A 17296-nucleotide genomic window follows, 5' to 3' on the forward strand; every position below is an offset into this window, starting at 1 on the left:
TGTGTATAAGATTCAGCTGATTGCAGCCAGGAATTATATTATTTTTAATACGCCAAAATTTCCTGTCTGTTTTGCTCTTCCTCGGCTATTTTCATCACATTTCGTGGATTCGGGGGCGGGAATAAGCTTTGACTTTGTGCATAAGTACGTGCTGAAAAATACTCTTCAGTCACTGTTTTCGCGCTTTCTACAAGTAATTGAAATTTTTCTGTGAGGATTTTAATCAATTCATCGAAGTTATAATGGCTTAATTCGACAAACGTAAGCCGATTTTCTAGAGCTTTAGATAAAGGCTGCCTCCCGTGAAATGTAGTTGGGTTCTGGGTGCCAATAATACAAAAACCTGGTTTTTGGGGAGGATTTCCTTCAAGGTCATACCCTGAAAGCAAGGCATTAAGCAGTTGCTCATGAACCTGGGTATTAAACTCTTCAATGCAAACGACTTGACCCTTATGAAATGCATCTAAGAGCTTTGCTTGTACTTCTTTAGGATTGATGGGAGAAATGGTCATGAACTCAATTCCCTTGGCTTTAAGTAGTGCTTGCACCAATTGACTTTTGCCTAAACCCGGTTCTGCTTCGAGAATGATCCCATTGATGCCAAGCTCCTGATCCCATTCACCTTTTATTTTCTTTTCGCGGATACGCATCAGCATTTCGATGCTCAATGCTATTTTTTTGCGTGAGTCAGTCCAAATGAATTTTTTATCGGTAGTTTTGGGCTGGAATTGTTGCAAGACCTCTTTGAGCTCTTTTTGCTCTTCTTTCCAAGTAGTTCCTTTTTTTATATCGTAGCGAATGTGCTGGCTTAGCTTTTTATCCAGACTTATGGTTTTGATTTCACTTAAAATAGCATAGCGCATTAGGAAATCATCAGTCATCAACTTGGTTTGCGAACTTTCTTTTAAGATAAAGAAGCGCAAACACATCATTTGCGCGTTACGAGGAGTAATATTGAGCCCTGCATCTTGTGCTTTGACATAGTAGGTTTCAATAAGTTTCAATAAACTCGTTGCATCATCACAGTGTACAAGCAGAGGGCTTAATATTTTATCCAGCCGTTGCCCTTCGAAAGGAAAGTAATTGGGGAAGCGTTTAAATAAATCGGGTTCGAAGCGTCCTTCGTAATGAGTAGGGTTTCCAGCAAAGATGATTTTATGATTTTTGAGGGGGTAGCATGTTCCTTCATACCAAAATTCTTTCTCGCCTCGCGCAAGTGCTTCAAATAATGCATAATGTTCCAGACTTATATTGGCTTCATCAAGAAATAATACAGGTTGACTCTCACCTTTATGCGCCAGCCAATTTTTTACTCCAGCCAGTTCATGATATAGGGTGATCGGTTTATGATGTTCCTTTCCATATTTAGGCAGGATTTTCTGGACAAAATAGCTCTTTCCAGCACCTGTTTTACTGGTAAGAAATACAAATGAATGTTTGTCCAGGTAGTCCATCACCATTTCAGGAGTTGTGGGTTCTGCAATGTCGGGAAGAATTCCTGCGCGCCATTCCAGGCGCTGAGTTAAATTATCCAGCCATTGGATATGAAGTGTTGGGTCATGGGGTAAATCAATGAAATGGCTATGGCATGGTGTTAGCTTGAGCTTTTGATAAGTTTTTTTTAATTGTTCTGCCAAATCAGAACTTAATCGAGCAAAGTCTTCCTCAGGTCTATATACATGGAGTGTTTTATGGACGGCTTTAAAAGGAGCCGCATTGTCACTGATTAACGTGATATTTTTGGCTACAACCGCTTCCCCATTGACCCAAAGAGTGGGCGGATCAATAAAGAGCGTTTGTAATTGTTGGGCAAAAGTTGTTGAAAATTGCCCTTTAAGAATGACGGGGTTCCCTTTTTTTATAGCCTTTAATAATTCAGTTTCTTCACCTTGAAACTGTCTATTTTTTAACGATACGTGGAAGAATAAACTATTAAAATTGGTTTTCGGATCAATATTGATGGTGATGGCATCTGCTGGTTTATAATGTTCTTCGGCATCATCTAAATCATTGGAAATAATAAGTCGATTACTTTCTCCTAATGTTTCGATGGGAATGACCAATTGTTTCAATGGTTCTGGTACAAATACGTTAGGAGTCGTCTTAATTGTTGGCGCGCATTGAGCTTTTTTCGCGTCCCTTAAAAGGCTGTACCATTGAATTTCCGTCAAATTATCCGTCACCAGCAATTCGATTGCAGGGGCTGCAGCAAAAAATCCGGGAAGGGGCTTCAGCGTGCCGTTTTCGCTAATTTTGTATTGATTGGAAAATAAAGGGAAGGTCGTTTGATTGACAATTCGTTTTTTCCCGGGAGTTACCTTAGGCGTTATCACCTCTGGATAAGTACTTAAATCAGGTTGGGTAAATTCCAGACGAAAATCTTTGGGCAAATCATGCCATTCACCATTAAAGAAAAAGCGTTTTTTTGCCATTAGTTCAGTGATTAAGAAACGAAATTTAGGATCGTCAAACGGAGCATTATGCAAAATTAACGTTGAGGTTTTGTTTTGAGATGCTTTTAAGAGGGCGCCGGGAAGAATATCTAAAGCGCCTTCATCAAAAGTATGCCTGCCTAAAAAAATGGATTCCCAATTTAAAGCAGAGGGAAAAAGAACATCATCATCGCCTATAGGTTGATTTGGTTTAATCTCCGGTAATCCCAGAGGAGGGATATCGGGTGCTTGGCTTATAGCGTCAAAACGTGAGTAAAAATCATCACCCATTTTAAATGCAGAGCGTTCATCCATTCCCACAACAATATGTACGTTAGGTGGGATAGGTAGACCTCCGAGATTACGGTCTTCAGTATCAATAACGCTGTTTAAGCTGACATGGCGTGCCTTGGGATCGGACCAGTTAATAAACCAAGTGAATGATTCATTAGGATTTAAAGCAGCGTTTTTTAAAAATTGACTTATAGGACTATCTACATAGTGGTCTTTATTCCGCACAACGTGTAAGTTGCGGAGAATCAGCGAATCTAAATCACATGAGAAAAAAGTGTTGTTGCATGCCGAAGATGCTTGGTGTAAGGCCTCTATCCCCTGGTTGTCTTTAAAAATAAGCCATTGCCTTGTGGGGGAGTCTTGGGAAGTAAGTTTTTTTACAAGTTCATCGGCATTTGATGCTTGAATAGGGAAGTTATTCCAGGTTTGAAAACGGTTACCTGGCTTTAAGGGAGGGATTGTTTTTTTTGTACTTGCTGCTGACGCTTCATTTGTTTTTTTATCCTGTTCTTTTTTTAGAGGTGGCATAGGCAAGTCAACAATATGTGCTATACCGCCACCTAAATCCACAGTAAAATGCGTGTCTTTGTGTTGTACTACTATAAATTGGTGGACGTCGTTATCGATTAGCTTGGCGTTGATTTGTAATGTGTTTGCTAAAGCGATAAAGAGTTGAGCCCGGTGTCTGCAAACTCCTGCCCTTTGTTTAATTAAAGCATTTAAGATATCAACGGAGTTGCCTTTTATATCCGCTGCAGCGGATTCTTTTTCAAAACGACAATATTCGGCCAGAGCTTGGATGCGTTGCTCCTCATCAAGGTTCAATAGTTTTTGATATTCCTCGCAATTCACTAATTCTTCTGATAGAGCAAAAGATAATTTGGATATCCACTCCAGGTGTTCTTGAGGTGCCTTTTTTTTAAGGGTGAAATCGAAGTTACTTCCTGGCTCAAGAATGTAATTCACAAGACAAGATTCAACTTTTTTCTTAAACTTGATGAAATAATAACCTGAATACGTACACCTTTTTATTTCAAAATCTGGGTGCTCTGCTGCGTAGTTGATCAGCTTATCGTGCGTGCTTAAAGCGGGTAATTGGAGCCATTCACCCACTTGAGGTTTTTCAAAAGTTATTTGACCATAAACCAGTTTTTTGGATGTTTCCGGATGGTTAAATTGTTCTTCTATCTGTTGTGGAGCGCGTTTTAAGAGTTCAGAGACAGGCTCCAAATCGTCATATATGGGGCTGTAACGACTAAAGTTCCTACTTAATGATAGCCAAGAAAATGTATTCAGGTGATAACTGGAAACGGGAGGATTTGAACCGTCTTTCGCTTTGAAAATTGTTCGTGCGGGTAACGTTGGAATGGTATCCGAATGGCCTATCTTTCCATCTAAAGATAGAGAACCATCAGTGTATCTAACAGATTCTTTGGAGTAACTGTCTAATAACTTGATTTCAATCTGGGGGTAGCTGTGTTTGAACCATTGTGTTGCAAGTAACTCGCTTCGCTCCTTTGGAGCGGGGAATGATATTGATTTTAAATTAGGAGCTATTTTAATTAATTGATTTAATTCTGCAAAAGATAATGTATTTGTATAACATCTAATGTGATTTAGAGATGGAAGGGAACCAGGTTGCAGACTATTAAGAAAATCAGAAAAATTGTCAGGAGTGTTTATAGTTATGTCATTTAAATGAGGTGCTGCGGCTATAAGATTGAGTAGTTGTTGGGAAGTAAGGTCCGTTCCTAGTGCATACAAGGTTTTTAAATTGGGAAGGGAGTTCGGTGCACAATTGATAGTGCCTTGTTTGATAAAGAAATAGGATAAGCTAAGTTCAGTTAAATTGGGGGCTGATTTGAGGAGACTATGAAACTGCTCTGAGGTCATTATCACATTCTGGATAATAATTTTTTTTAGTGCTTTCAATTTATGCTCGAGTTGAAAGAGGAAATCAGGAGATTGTGTCAAATCAAACCTATAAATTTCTAAAGTTTCGAGATTAGGGGCAGCATTAACGAGCTTATATAGTTCATCGAAAGTCAAGCTGGCATTGATACAAAGCTTTTTTAAGTGGACAAGAGGGGAGTTAATTTCAAGAAAGTGGTTCCTTTCTCGCAAAAGACTGCGTAGTGTCAGTTCACTTAAATTAGGCGTTGCATTAATTAAAGCCCCTATATGGTTAATTGATGTCCTTATTTGGTGTAGAGAAATCGTTTTTAAATTAGCGGTCTTTTTAGGTTGAAGTTTGAGTTGTGCTTCACCCCAAATTTCTCCTCCAGTAAGATGAAGCGACATCAAATTCGGTGAATTGTTTAGTAATGTTGTGAAACGTTGTACCGAAAACACTACATCTCCTTCCGTCTCTAAATGTCTTAATGAAGTAGTTAATAGTGGTTCTTCGTTGTTTTCGTCCTCATTTTTATCTAAGGACTCCACCTCACAATTTCTTAGGGCAAGAGAAAGCAGCCCTTCTCGTTTATTGAGAAAAGGAAATAGAGATACTCTGCTGTTTGCTAAAGAAATATGAGTAAGTTTTTTTAATATGTCAGGACGATGTTGCACTAAATAAGAGAAATAAAGTTTATCGTATTCTGGTGTTGTTTGAGCAGAAAGAGGGGTAGTTTGCAAGAATTGAGGCGTCGGCTTTTTTTCTTCTTTGGCTTTAGAAAGTGCTATATTCAAATTTGTATATTTTTCCTGCCAATCCCTATCCATATTGGGGTGGGGATCAAATGACCATTCAACGGCACTGCTCAATCCTCGATGGAGCATTTCAGAATAATCCAGTTCACTGAACAGCTCCTGCGGCTCCAGGGTAATGCAATTGATAAAATTAAAAAACGCATCAGGGGAACTTAAAATTTTTGTACAAAGATCAGCGAATGCAAACGAGTCCAAAAAAACAACCCGATCGGGGATGAGATTTAATTTTTTTAATTCAGCGGCTTCTTGTGCTGGTTCCAGTTCACTATATGGACCAGGGGGGGAAATATATGGTTCTGCAACTTCTATTTTTCTTAAGCCTTCTTTAGTAGGAACGTATACAGAAAAATTAGCACCAATTAATTTTTTAATAACCTGTTGTTTCAGATAAAAATTCTCTGCCGTTTTATCCAGGTCGCATTTAAGAATAATGGTTTTTTTTTCAAGTTGAGAAGAACCTATAGCTATAGTATCCCAGCATTCTGGGTTATCAACCAGCACTTTATCAAGATTTAGAACCCCGCCATTGGGTTCAACAGAAGACTCAATCGTTGGTAATTGAGTCTTTTCATACAATAAGCCTAGGCTGTCGAGGATTTCCGTTTGGGTTTTCATTTAATTCCTGAGGTGATTTTCTGTGTCTTTCGTATTTTTAATTAATAAGGTGGGTAATTATATATCTTTAAGTGAATTTTGTGGACATTTGTTTTGCCACAGAAAGATTTGTGCGCAACATTCCAGGTAGACTTTTATATTTATCAAAGGCGTATTGTCAAATATTTATCAATTATTTTTCGTGAAAGACTAATGGGCTTGGGTAATTGAGGCAGTTTTTTTATTGAGAACCATTGGGCATCTTCAATTTCAGTCGCATCGATTTGAATTTCGCCGCTGTCGTATTCCGCAATAAATCCTAACATTAAATTACTTTGGAATGGCCAGGGTTGGGACGCAAAATAGTGTAAGTTTTTTATGTTCAAACTTACTTCTTCTTTTACTTCGCGCATCACTGTTTGCTCCAGCATTTCTCCTGGTTCTACAAAACCTGCCAAAAGACTATAGACTCCAGGTAAAAAATGAGGAGAACGTGCCAGCAAGATCTCATCATCTCGCCAGATTAACACCAACATAGCAGGCGAAATTTGCGGAAAAATTAATGAATTACAGCCCGGACATACTTTGGCTCGCTCTTTAGTACTGTATTGAGTTTGATGACCACAATACCCACAAAAGCGGCTACTTCTATCCCAATGCAATAGTTGTTTTGCCTTGGAAACAAGCAAAAACAAATCTTCATCTCGCAAAAGTTCATGGGCCTGACGAATATGCTGAAAAGCCATATTGGGAGGCAATGTACATGGTTGAGTGCTGATCTGCCCCGCAAAACACGGCGTATTGCCGTATGTTCCTAAATAAAGTTGGTGCTTGATAGACAGATTGAGGATGCTGATATTGAGCAACTGAGGTATGGTATGGTCCTGTAAAAGAATGTCTTCGCCGTAGAAAATAAACCAGAATGGAGGTTCAGCAAATGCTATGGGAGGATGAATTTGTGAAATAAATGGTTTTGACATGACGAAAATCCATAAGTGCTACACATTAAGTGTATCTAATGGTTTTATAAGTGGTCAAATTCCATAATTTTATTATGTGTTCACCCTCTCCTATGATGCGCATGGCCGTCAAGCTAAGGAGAAAGCGGATGTTGTCCATTCCTGCGAAGGCAGGAATCTATCCATGATGGAGCACATTGCCAATATAAAAATGGATCCCCGTCTGCGCGGGGATAACAGAGTTACTTGCGCATTGAGTAAAATTAAACATTAAATACTCTTAACTTGACGGCCATGCCTATTACAGGAGAAGATGTTTGCTAGGGCAGCTGTGAAGCGATTCCTAAAACATGCCATTACTGTTAGCTGACTCAGCAGGAATGGGCTGAATCACATCCCAATGCTCGTAAATTTTATTGTTTTCCAGACGAAAAATATCCACAATGGCTCGCCCTTGAGTACCTGGTTCTAAAACTGAATGGACATGCACAATGACATAATCTCCCTCGGCAAAAATACGTTTAATTTCGCTATGTGATTGCGGGTACGTGCTTTTCAGATAATTAATGTAATTTTTTAAACCTTCAACCCCATCTTGAGCCATAGGATTATGTTGAATATACCAGGCACCCAGGTAATTTTGTGCTGCATCAAAGTTCTTTTCATTCAATGCTTTTTGATAAAATTGCGTGACGACGTCTTTATTGGTTTCCTGAAGTGATCCTGCAATTCCAGAAACTGAGTGAATCAATAAACCACTAGTAATTAGTGATAACAGTATTTTGTTCATTAGCGCTCCTTATTAATCAAACAAATTGATTATAAATGGCTATTTAAATTAAAAAAGCGCATAATTTTGACCAAATATATCTAATTTTTAGATGAATTTAGGTCGGAGAAATAATGACTAAAGTCACTCTGGAACAATGGCGCGTCTTGCAAACGGTAATTGATGAAGGAAGCTTTGCTAAAGCAGCGATAAAACTGCATAAAAGCCAATCGAATATCAGTTATACGATAACAAAACTACAAGATATGTTAGGTTTGCAATTACTGCAACTTGAAGGGCGTAAAGCAGTGCTGACCGAACACGGTGTGGAACTATTAAAGTTATCACGGCAAATTACCCGGGCGGCAAAAAATGTAGAAAATGCGGCACTTAATTTAAAATCAAGCCATGAAAAATCATTGCGGCTTGCTATTGATGAGCTCTTCCCATCTCCTCTATTGATGGCTGTACTGCAAGAGTTTGGCCAAAAAAATAAACACACCAAACTGATTATCAATCAAGGGCTATTATCGGGTCCAAGCGATCAATTAATTCATGGCGAGGCCGAGTTGGCTCTTATTTCAAAAATTCCCGAAGGCTATACGGGGAATAAGTTAATGGATGTTCATTTTCTTCCTTATGCTCACAAAGACAGCTCTTTACATCAAAAACAGGTTACCCTCGAAGATCTTTATGATGAGCGTTATCTCATCGCCCAGGATTCTGGACGCAATAAAAAACGCAATGAAGGTTGGTTAGGCTCTGAATTTCATTGGAAAGTAAGCACCTTAGAAATGAAGATTCAATGTGTTGTGTATGGGATTGGTTTTGGTTGGTTACCGCAGCAAATCGTTGAAGCGCGAAATTTACCCATTCTTCCATTGAACATGGAAGAAAATAATATAAGAACCTATCCGGTTTATTTAGTGCATCACCAACCTCAAGAAGTGGGGCCGTCAGCAAAACTTTTAATTGATCTCTTTAAAAAATATACTTACAACGAGTAGAACAGAGTATTTGATGAGCAAAAAATGAAGATTGATTTCGTGTAAGGACATCAACGAAAATGATAGTAAATGCTCAACCGATGACGTCAACTTCAGGGAAATATTTTGGCACCCAAAACTTAGGCTAGGCTGAAAGCCCAGCCTTGTGTCTTGAATTTCTTTAAGTTGATATCATTAAAAATAAAGAAACCCATTAACAAAGAGAAAATTATGAAAACGTCAAAAGTGTACCTCATACTCAGCGGTTTGATGATTATGTTTTCCGTTACAGCACATAGTATAACTGAAAATGTGTCGCAATCTGAATCAGATACCGCCCGAATTTCCATGTTGGAGAAGGCACTGGCTCCGCAAAAGCTGGACGAAGTTGCAACCATATTTGCAAAAGCCAATAAAGAGCGTAATGGAGCTGTCCAATTTATGTTGTTTTCAGACCAGCTTAAAAACAAATTTAAAGACAGCTGGCCTTCTTGGGTTTCTGGAGTTTCCAGTCCATGGATTACTTCTTATGAAATTAAAAAAACCGCACAAGGCAAGAATTCCTGGAAATTTAAAATAACGTATCAATGGGCAACAGCTTCTGGACCCTTTAATCCTCCTTTAGTGCAAACGATTGTAGTAACGCCTGTTCCCAAAAATATAAACTCGTCGCAAAAATTTTGGATCACTTCGTTTAATGAACAGTAGTTAGTGGGAATAGGAGAAATTCTTATCGACGCGGGCATTATTGGCTGCGATGAATCGGAAGAAGAAAAATATTAATTTAAAATGTTCATATTACTTCCTGATACTATAATTACTTCAGGTATCAGTTTAAGGAATAAACAAATGCATAACGGAGAGGATGTAATAATAAAAGATTTTCAAAATATTTTACTAAGGAATGGGTTTTCTGCTCATGAATTTAAAATAACGATAGAAAATGGCTCAAGTTATGATCCCAAGCAAATAGTAAGTGCACAAGTGTGGATAACAATTGAAAAAAATTCCATAAAAAAACGATATGGTTTATACCGGACTAATTGGCCAAGCGATTTTGAAACAGACTTAAAAAAGGGTTATTTTAACACCTAGCTCATGGAATAGCCTGGGTAAGTTTTCCCAGGCGTACCAAATCAGTTGGATCTTAAAAACCAGCATCTTCATGCAAATCTTTTCTATTTTCTTGATGCAACGATTCCTATTGTTGCAACTACTGCTAAAGCAGCCACGCCAATAGTCATTGGAGAGAAAAAGCTATAGCGATTTGCTTCTTTTTCCCCATCTTTTGAACCACGCTGTGGGGGATAAGAAATTTCAGTATCTTGTGAGCTACTTTGCATAGGAGATACAATTTTACTACTTGGTATTGGTGTTATTTTGGAAGAGGATTGTTCTCTTAAAAGCTTACGTTGTTCTATTTCTTCTTTAGAAGCATAAAAAATTGGGTCAGTAAATATAAATTTGGGTATTTCTTGCCCGCGTTCGTATGATGACCCTACTTGCATGGATGATTTCCCTAGTAGAGCTGCTGCTTCAATTTCTGTATAACCTTGATTGACTAATTTTTTGAGCTCTTTATTTATTTTTTCTTTTTTAAGAGAACCCGCAGTTCCTTCTTTAACAAAATCTTTTTCTATTTGACCCTCAGTTTTTCCATCATTCCACGAAACCTTTTTTTTCTCTTTCTTTGCTGCACCCATTGTTGTGGATTCGTATTTTTTTTTCATGAAAAAACCCCATTACTGTTAGCTAAAATTGAAACAATTTTAACAATAAATAATTAAGGGAATATGAAATCGAAATAAAAAGATCTTCTTTTGATCAATATGGAATAAAAATAAATTATTTATAGGTATTTCTATCTCTTTATATATATAATGCGCAAAGCGAAATCTAGAGCTCCTTATCCTACACTTACATCTAGGGTTTCTTAGACTAAATCAGGATATACCGCAAATACCCATCCTGATTGCTTAATTCAACTATAATTAGGAAGTAAAATTTTTTTATGCGATTTGTGACATTCCATTCAAGCTTATATGAAGATGAGTCGAAGCCAAATAGGGAGGACATGTATGCGTGTCGATAGGGAAGCCTATGCAGCAAATGTCTCGGTTCGCTCACCGCTTTGGCGAGTTTACGGTATTCCTCTAATTCTATCGCTAATCTGTATTTTAGCGGAGTATAAAACCAACCTTCTTGTTTTTCATACGCTTACTGAGTTTTTTTCGGTTGTTATTGGGTTAACTGCAATGACTGTAGCAGCTACAACCACTCATTTTACAAAAAATCAATTTGTGATTTTTATTTCCTTAGCTGCCGGTTGGTGGTCCTTCATCGATATCGCTCATATTTTAGCTTATAAAAAAAACTTATTGCCTCATGGTGGAGGTGATTTAAGTACTCAACTTTGGATTTCTGCCCGATTTTTTCAGGCTGCAGTTTTTCTTTTTTCCATTTATTTTTTCAGACATACGTTGAGAACTTGGGTTGTTAATCTTGGCTTTTTTTTAATAACCCTAATTATTTTTACCGCCATTTTTTCAGGTCATTTTCCTACGACGTATATTGAGCATTATGGAGTAACTTGGTTCAAACTTTATTGTGAATGGGGCGTTATCCTAATTTTAATCATCGCGTTAATCTTGTTTTGGTATGAGAGGGCAATGATACCGAAAGAGTTATTGTTTTATGTGAGCCTAAGTATGATTGCAATGATATTGTCCGATTTGGCATTGTCCGATTATAAACGTTTATTTGGTTTAGAACATGTAACGGGTCAAATATTTAAAATATTCTCAATTTGGTTTATCTATGTTGCTTTAGTCGAACAAACTTTGCGTCGACCTTTTGCGATGCTGACACGTGCTGCGACTACATATGATAATATCCCAGATCCCACTTTTATTGTTAATGGAGAGGGCATAATTCACCAAGCTAACAAAGCTGCAGGAGCATTCACCCATTTAAAACCTGAAGAATTAGTCGGTTTATCTTCCCATGCACTTTTTCATAATAAGGCTACAGAGCAGCAAGAATGTCCAGTGTGTTCTTATTTACCGCGCTCAAGAGATAAATTTATTAAGGAAATTAAGACTGGAAAAAGTGGGTGGGTAGAATGTAGTTTGTCCCCTATGGATTCTTCTTCATTTCCTAATTCTTGGATACAAACAATAAGAAATATTACCTCGAGGAAGAGGGTTGAAAAAGAGCGAAAACAATTGACCTATGATTTAGGCGAACGCGTTAAAGAACTTCAATGTCTTTATCAGCTTTCAAATTTAATCGCACTTAGAGATTTAGATATTGAAGAGCTACTTACAAAAACAGCTAATCTATTGCCAGCCGCATTTCAATTTCCAGAGTGTATGGTGGCAAAAATAGAAAGCATTTGGGGTGAGTTTTATTCAGACCCAAAAGCAAAAAAATTGCCTTATCAATTGGAAAAAGAATTTAAAATTGAGAATGGATCTCTAGTAAAAATAAGTGTCTATTATTGTGTTCAGCCGCCAGTACAAAAAGGTATTTTTTTAGCTGAGGAATCAGTTCTTTTAGACTCGATAGCCACTCTGTTAAAGGACGCTTTACCTCGGCTTTAATATGAGACAAATCTTCGGAATATCAGTATAGTAAAAGCTATATACTTTAATCCGCTGGTGTGTATTATGTTTCGAAAAACGGCTCCTTGTTTTTTTGCAGTAGTCATTGATGCTCTAGGTTTTGGACTTGTTTATCCAGTAATGACGGCAATATTTACAGCAGATCATAGCCCTGTATTGAATGCTGATGCCAGTGTGGCAGCGAAACATTTTTATTTGGGATTAAGTTATATGCTCTATCCCTTATGCATGTTTTTTGGTACCTCATTCATGGGTGATTTATCCGATGTTTGGGGGCGCAAAAAAGTGCTGCTGTTGTGTATGTTAGGAATAACCATTAGTTTTCTGTTGATGGGAATAGGGGTTGCCTTTTCTTCCTTAAGTTTATTACTTATCGGGCGGGCACTTTCCGGTTTAATGGCTGGTAGCCAACCTATAGCCCAAGCTTCTATTGCTGATTTAAGCACTCCTGAAACCAAAGCATTAAATATGAGCTTGATTTCCCTGAGCTTTAGTTTTGGCTCGGTTCTCGGTCCTTTACTTGGTGGAGTCATGTCGGATCAACAATTGCTACCCTGGTTCACTTTTACTACCCCATTTTTGATGGCAGCACTCCTCGCATTTATTGCTTGGATCTGGATAGAGTTTAGATATCAAGATACGGTGTTAACTTTGTCGCATAAAAAAATATCTATTCTCCGTCCAGTACAGATTTTTATTGAAGCATTTCAGCATCGATCCGTGCGTATCCTGGCTTTGGTATTTTTATTAATGCAAATGGGATTTAGCCTTTATTTTCAATTCATCATTGTGCATATGAAAATGGTTTACTATTACACCAACTGGCAATTGGGTGCCGTACAAGGCATGATCGGTTTGGGTTTTGCTATCGGTATCCTTATTGGAATGCCTTTGTGTGTCAATCGATATAAAGTACACCACATTGCTTTATTTACCCTTATTCTCACAGGCTTGGGACAATTGGCAGTTTATGTTATTTCCAATCCTGTAGCGCAATGGCCTTTAGCGGTAGCAATTGCAACTTTTGATATTATGGCATTTGCCTGCTTGCTCACTTTATTCTCCAATGCTGTCGATGCGCAATCGCAAGGATGGGTAATGGGAATATCCGGCGCAGTGATGGCATTTGCTTGGATGGTCACGGGTTTTGGTTCTAATTTATTATCTATTATGTCCAGTGCTGGCCTGATCGCCATTGGTGGAATGTTATTGATTGCTTCGGCGTTACTTTTACTAAAAAATAAAACCACGAAAGAGGGATGATGTTATTTGTTTATAAAGTTGGAGCATCATGATTATTTTCCAATAGCTATTGAGCGAGCCATCCAGTTTTATCAACACTTTGTTGCAAATAAATCATTGGCATCCCGTATCGACGTATTTTATGGGATAACGTTCGTTTCGCGGCATAAAAAAGGCCATTGCATATCCTGTATGCCGCTCTTACGTTAATTTAGGTACCGTGGATACATTATCTAAATGTTTTGTGGGTTTACGCGAAAAAAAAGCGCCTAAATAACTTGTGAGGGAGCGATGAGTACCTGCTTCAGCATCCTCTTCAACTTCTGTTATTTCGGGTTCTGGTTGAGGATACAAACTGTCTCGAACCATTCCAAAACCTGAAAAAACACTCTTTAGAACCAGAGGTAATAAGCTCAACATAATCAGCATACTGGTTAAATTGGTTGACTCGTCAAACAGCGCATAATTGGCCAAGGATTGCAAGACTGCGATGATTAAAGAAATTCCTATGGTATTTGAAATCAGTCTTGAAGCATTGATATTTCGATTATCCATGGGTAAATCAGCACTTTGATTGATTTCATAAAACGCAATCCATAGCCACAACAAGTCAAAGGCAACGCTATACCAATGTTGCTGATTCATTTCGCTCACATCTGCCCCTACTGCTTTAGCCAATTCAAAAGTCATTTTCCCGCTTTTAAGTGCTAAGGCCATGCTGGGTTTTTCTTGTGAATTTGCCAGAGGAGCAAACTGTTGTATAAACAAACTCTTAGGGAGATTAATATCAAAAAGTTCATAAAAAGTTTTCTCGGACCCAAATAATCGTCGCAGTTGCGCTTCACTGATATTTGATAAAGCATCTACTCCGGGAGCAAAAGTACCATCATCTGAATGGTGAGCAATGACCACATTTGAATTTTTCATCATCATGACATCATTCGTACCATCCCCATTGGCAACGATAAAATACTGATGGTCTTTAAGATAATTAGCAAGGATACCTTTTCCTTCAGTACTCATTTCTGCAAAAATAATGACAGGGCGTTTTGTTTTATTTCTCTCCATTAATTTTTGAAAATAGGTCAGTATTGTTTCATTGACACCAGCAAATATCACTGTGGAATCAGGAGGACAATTTGCTTCATTTAAAAGCTCAAAATCATTGTCTTCAGTTTCATCTGCACGAATGGTCATGATGTTTTTTGCATTTTCCGGACATAACACTTTGGCAATATTTACCGCTGCTTTCGTGGTATCGCCGGTCGCTACAAATACCGGCACTGATATTTCTCGACATCGAGCGATAAATTGTTCCGCGCCTTTTTTTACCGGATTATCAATAATAAAAGTCCCGTAATATTCTAATCTTTTAAGTAATTTTGTATTTTTTATAAGAAAATTCTCAATTTCCTTTTTATCATCCTTATCAAATAACTCTCTTAAAGTTGCAAACTCAAACTCATTAACCTTAGTGTGTGCAAGACACCAATCGCGTGATAAGACTTTTGTACGACTTTGCATCCTGCTGTAGGCTTGCAATAAAGGTGTTTCTTGCAATGCATCCGCTTTAGGCACTCCGCAAAAGACAAGAGAAGATTCTTCACCATTCTGAACCAGGGTAAAGCGGCCACCAAACGTACGGTATAAACCCAGATGAAACGTCTCGATCTCCTGTTTCGCTTCTTTGATGGCAATTATCTTTTTAAAATGATTGTTCCCCAGGGTGGTAATTTCCAAACACTGCGGATTAGTCAATAAAGACTTGAATAATTCCAAAATAGCATGCTCTTCTGGTTCTAATTCTTTTTTATTATTGGTAAAGGCATAACAAAATACCTCAAAAGCTTTAAGCCATTGTGCCTCTTCGGGTAGCAGCAAACTTCCTTTTTTTTCTTTGAGTACGTGCTGTACCTTGGAAGGCATAGCAGTAGTCCACAGGCCAAGTACATCCATCCGCGTTGTAGTAAGGGTTCCGGTTTTATCGGAAATAATTGCAACCCCATTGGGAAATTTGTCCCGATAATATCCTCCCAATGCATTACACAAATCCACGAGACGAAGCGCGTCGATTGTTTCAAAAGGCTGATCTCCCAAATTGCTATTCAGTGTCTTCATCAAACGACTGTTCACTGTTTCGCGTAAAAAAGCTTCGGAAAAGGGGATCATTGTTTGAAAAAGCGTAAACATGAGCCTGAGTGTTTCCGCAGGCATTAGGGTAATGTCTCTTTGTAAAAAAGCTGCCATAATAATGGAGCCTAAAATAGAATATAAAACATTTTTTTGTTTGCGTTTGGCGATAATTTCATTGATGTATGCTGTCTTCTCGTAATTACTATTTAATAAAAGCTCTTTCTCAGGTTTAATCTGGATAAAAATGTTGTCATGACCGTATATATTTAACTTGTCACCCACTAATACTCCTGCCTGTTTACCATCCCTTATGGCATATAAGTCCACTTTTTTGTAATTGGAAGTAAAATTCGGTTTGGTATGGTGCTCTATCCATACGTCTTCACCATTTTGTGCTTTAAGATTGACGCTAAATTTTTTTCGTTCCAGCGTTTGGGTGAAATCCCCATCTATATTGCGTTGTAGCGCAATTAACTCTCCAGAGATTGGCACACAATCCAAATTGATGCGTTCATCACAAAGAACCAAATCCCCAGTACGGAGCTGATATCGGGGAACAAGAACAAACAGTGGACCCGTCGTGGTAAATCTTAAAACCTGATGTAACTTATGATTGTATTCATAATCATGGTCCAGTTTTTCTTGTTGTATGCGCATTTTTTTTATGGTTGATGGAGCTAAATCAGCCAATAATGCAGGGAGGTTCCGAAACTTCTGTACTATTCTGTCGGCATAACGAATATTGTGTGCAATCAATCCTAATTGAAAGGCGCGCGAACTGACCATCAGCTCACTGGCGATAAAATGATTGATTTGAAAATACAGATTGGATAATGGAGTTAGTCCACTGGAGATCACTGCCGTGTCTGAGCGCTGTGCTCCTCGGCTGTATTGGAAGCGAACCAGCAACTCTTGCATTTTTTGCGTGAGGTAAGAAATTCCACTCGGAACAACCAATGCACTGGCCCCTAATCCAGCAATTAATGAATATTCATCAGGAATTTGCTCATTGAGTAAAAAATTAGTCCCTTTAAAAACAGAACGGTACATATAAATTATGGCGGTAACTTCACTGGCTACTGCAACAGACAACGCTGCTCCAGAATCAAATTTTTTATCCGTAATTCGGTTTAACGCACAATATCCTAATATTGCTGCGCCAAAAAGAAATTGGACAAAAAAATCATATTCAGTGCTTCCTGTTAGGAGTGCGCTGAGATATGGAGTGAGATAATTCCCAGCAAGCAATGCAGCTCCAGAAGAGATGGTAGGCCAAATGTATTTTTTAAATGTACTCCAATCCATAGGGTCCAAAGAAAAGGTCCAGGCCAGAGTGTTATACAGTTCTTTGATGCGCAGCGAAAAAAAACTACTTATTTCTGTGGCAGTGCTTCTTAAATAGTACATTCGATCTGCTTCGGCATGTTGCACCAATTGAAGCGGTAAGGCTCTGCTGTCTTTAGGATTTGGATTTTTTTCTTTTTTTTGTGTGGGTAGTTTTGTCTTCATGTCGTAAATCCTTTTGCGCACCAATAAACTCCATTGGATATTTAGG

General features: G+C 38.2%; 10 protein-coding genes. 5 read left to right on the plus strand and 5 right to left on the minus strand.

Going from position 1 to position 17296, the window contains the following annotated elements:
• Positions 1-44: 44 nt before the first annotated feature.
• The 3 genes from DY223_RS02200 to DY223_RS02210 all read right to left on the minus strand — a co-directional run bounded on the left by DY223_RS02200 (position 45) and on the right by DY223_RS02210 (position 7778).
• Entirely contained in the window at positions 45-6050 is a 6006-nt protein-coding gene (locus DY223_RS02200; RefSeq protein WP_058457840.1) for a hypothetical protein, read from the minus strand.
• Positions 6051-6193: 143 nt separating this feature from the next.
• On the minus strand, positions 6194-7009 hold the full coding sequence (gene nudC, locus DY223_RS02205; RefSeq protein ID WP_058457841.1) for an NAD(+) diphosphatase: 816 nt from the start codon (positions 7007-7009) through the stop codon (positions 6194-6196).
• 322 nt (positions 7010-7331) lie between these two features.
• A complete protein-coding gene (locus DY223_RS02210; RefSeq protein ID WP_058457842.1) occupies positions 7332-7778 on the minus strand; it encodes a nuclear transport factor 2 family protein in 447 nt (148 codons plus the stop codon).
• Between the two features lie 113 nt (positions 7779-7891).
• Between DY223_RS02210 and DY223_RS02215 the strand changes: the two genes are divergently transcribed.
• The 3 genes from DY223_RS02215 (at position 7892) to DY223_RS02225 (ending at position 9838) form a co-directional block, all read left to right on the plus strand.
• Positions 7892-8764, plus strand: coding sequence for a LysR family transcriptional regulator (locus tag DY223_RS02215; RefSeq protein ID WP_058457843.1), 873 nt, complete (start codon positions 7892-7894; stop codon positions 8762-8764).
• A 210-nt stretch (positions 8765-8974) separates the two neighbouring features.
• Positions 8975-9451, plus strand: a complete 477-nt coding sequence (locus tag DY223_RS02220; protein ID WP_058457844.1) for a hypothetical protein — start codon at positions 8975-8977, stop codon at positions 9449-9451.
• A gap of 141 nt (positions 9452-9592) precedes the next feature.
• Positions 9593-9838, plus strand: coding sequence for a hypothetical protein (locus DY223_RS02225; RefSeq protein ID WP_058457845.1), 246 nt, complete (start codon positions 9593-9595; stop codon positions 9836-9838).
• Between the two features lie 83 nt (positions 9839-9921).
• Here DY223_RS02225 and DY223_RS02230 read toward each other — a convergent pair whose 3' ends face one another.
• Entirely contained in the window at positions 9922-10473 is a 552-nt protein-coding gene (locus DY223_RS02230; RefSeq protein WP_058457846.1) for a hypothetical protein, read from the minus strand.
• 348 nt (positions 10474-10821) lie between these two features.
• On the opposite strand from DY223_RS02230, the gene DY223_RS02235 reads away from it, so the two are divergent.
• Both DY223_RS02235 and DY223_RS02240 read left to right on the plus strand, forming a co-directional pair.
• Positions 10822-12345, plus strand: a complete 1524-nt coding sequence (locus DY223_RS02235) for an MASE3 domain-containing protein (protein ID WP_058457847.1) — start codon at positions 10822-10824, stop codon at positions 12343-12345.
• A gap of 66 nt (positions 12346-12411) precedes the next feature.
• On the plus strand, positions 12412-13629 hold the full coding sequence (locus DY223_RS02240) for an MFS transporter (RefSeq protein ID WP_058457848.1): 1218 nt from the start codon (positions 12412-12414) through the stop codon (positions 13627-13629).
• Between the two features lie 180 nt (positions 13630-13809).
• On the opposite strand, the gene DY223_RS02245 is transcribed toward DY223_RS02240, so the two are convergent.
• Entirely contained in the window at positions 13810-17250 is a 3441-nt protein-coding gene (locus DY223_RS02245) for an HAD family hydrolase (protein ID WP_058457849.1), read from the minus strand.
• Positions 17251-17296: the final 46 nt, after the last annotated feature.

It is taken from the genome of Legionella bozemanae (assembly GCF_900450575.1).
GTDB classification, from domain to species: Bacteria; Pseudomonadota; Gammaproteobacteria; order Legionellales; family Legionellaceae; genus Legionella; species Legionella bozemanae.

Excerpts from the sequence above, each read along its gene's own strand:
- DY223_RS02220 (WP_058457844.1), top strand. The coding sequence starts at position 8,975 with ATGAAAACGTCAAAAGTGTACCTCATACTCAGCGGTTTGATGATTATG.
- DY223_RS02240 (WP_058457848.1), top strand. The coding sequence starts at position 12,412 with ATGTTTCGAAAAACGGCTCCTTGTTTTTTTGCAGTAGTCATTGATGCT.
- DY223_RS02200 (WP_058457840.1), bottom strand. The coding sequence starts at position 6,050 with ATGAAAACCCAAACGGAAATCCTCGACAGCCTAGGCTTATTGTATGAA.
- DY223_RS02230 (WP_058457846.1), bottom strand. The coding sequence starts at position 10,473 with ATGAAAAAAAAATACGAATCCACAACAATGGGTGCAGCAAAGAAAGAG.
- DY223_RS02235 (WP_058457847.1), top strand. The coding sequence starts at position 10,822 with ATGCGTGTCGATAGGGAAGCCTATGCAGCAAATGTCTCGGTTCGCTCA.
- nudC (WP_058457841.1), bottom strand. The coding sequence starts at position 7,009 with ATGTCAAAACCATTTATTTCACAAATTCATCCTCCCATAGCATTTGCT.
- DY223_RS02215 (WP_058457843.1), top strand. The coding sequence starts at position 7,892 with ATGACTAAAGTCACTCTGGAACAATGGCGCGTCTTGCAAACGGTAATT.
- DY223_RS02210 (WP_058457842.1), bottom strand. The coding sequence starts at position 7,778 with ATGAACAAAATACTGTTATCACTAATTACTAGTGGTTTATTGATTCAC.
- DY223_RS02245 (WP_058457849.1), bottom strand. The coding sequence starts at position 17,250 with ATGAAGACAAAACTACCCACACAAAAAAAAGAAAAAAATCCAAATCCT.
- DY223_RS02225 (WP_058457845.1), top strand. The coding sequence starts at position 9,593 with ATGCATAACGGAGAGGATGTAATAATAAAAGATTTTCAAAATATTTTA.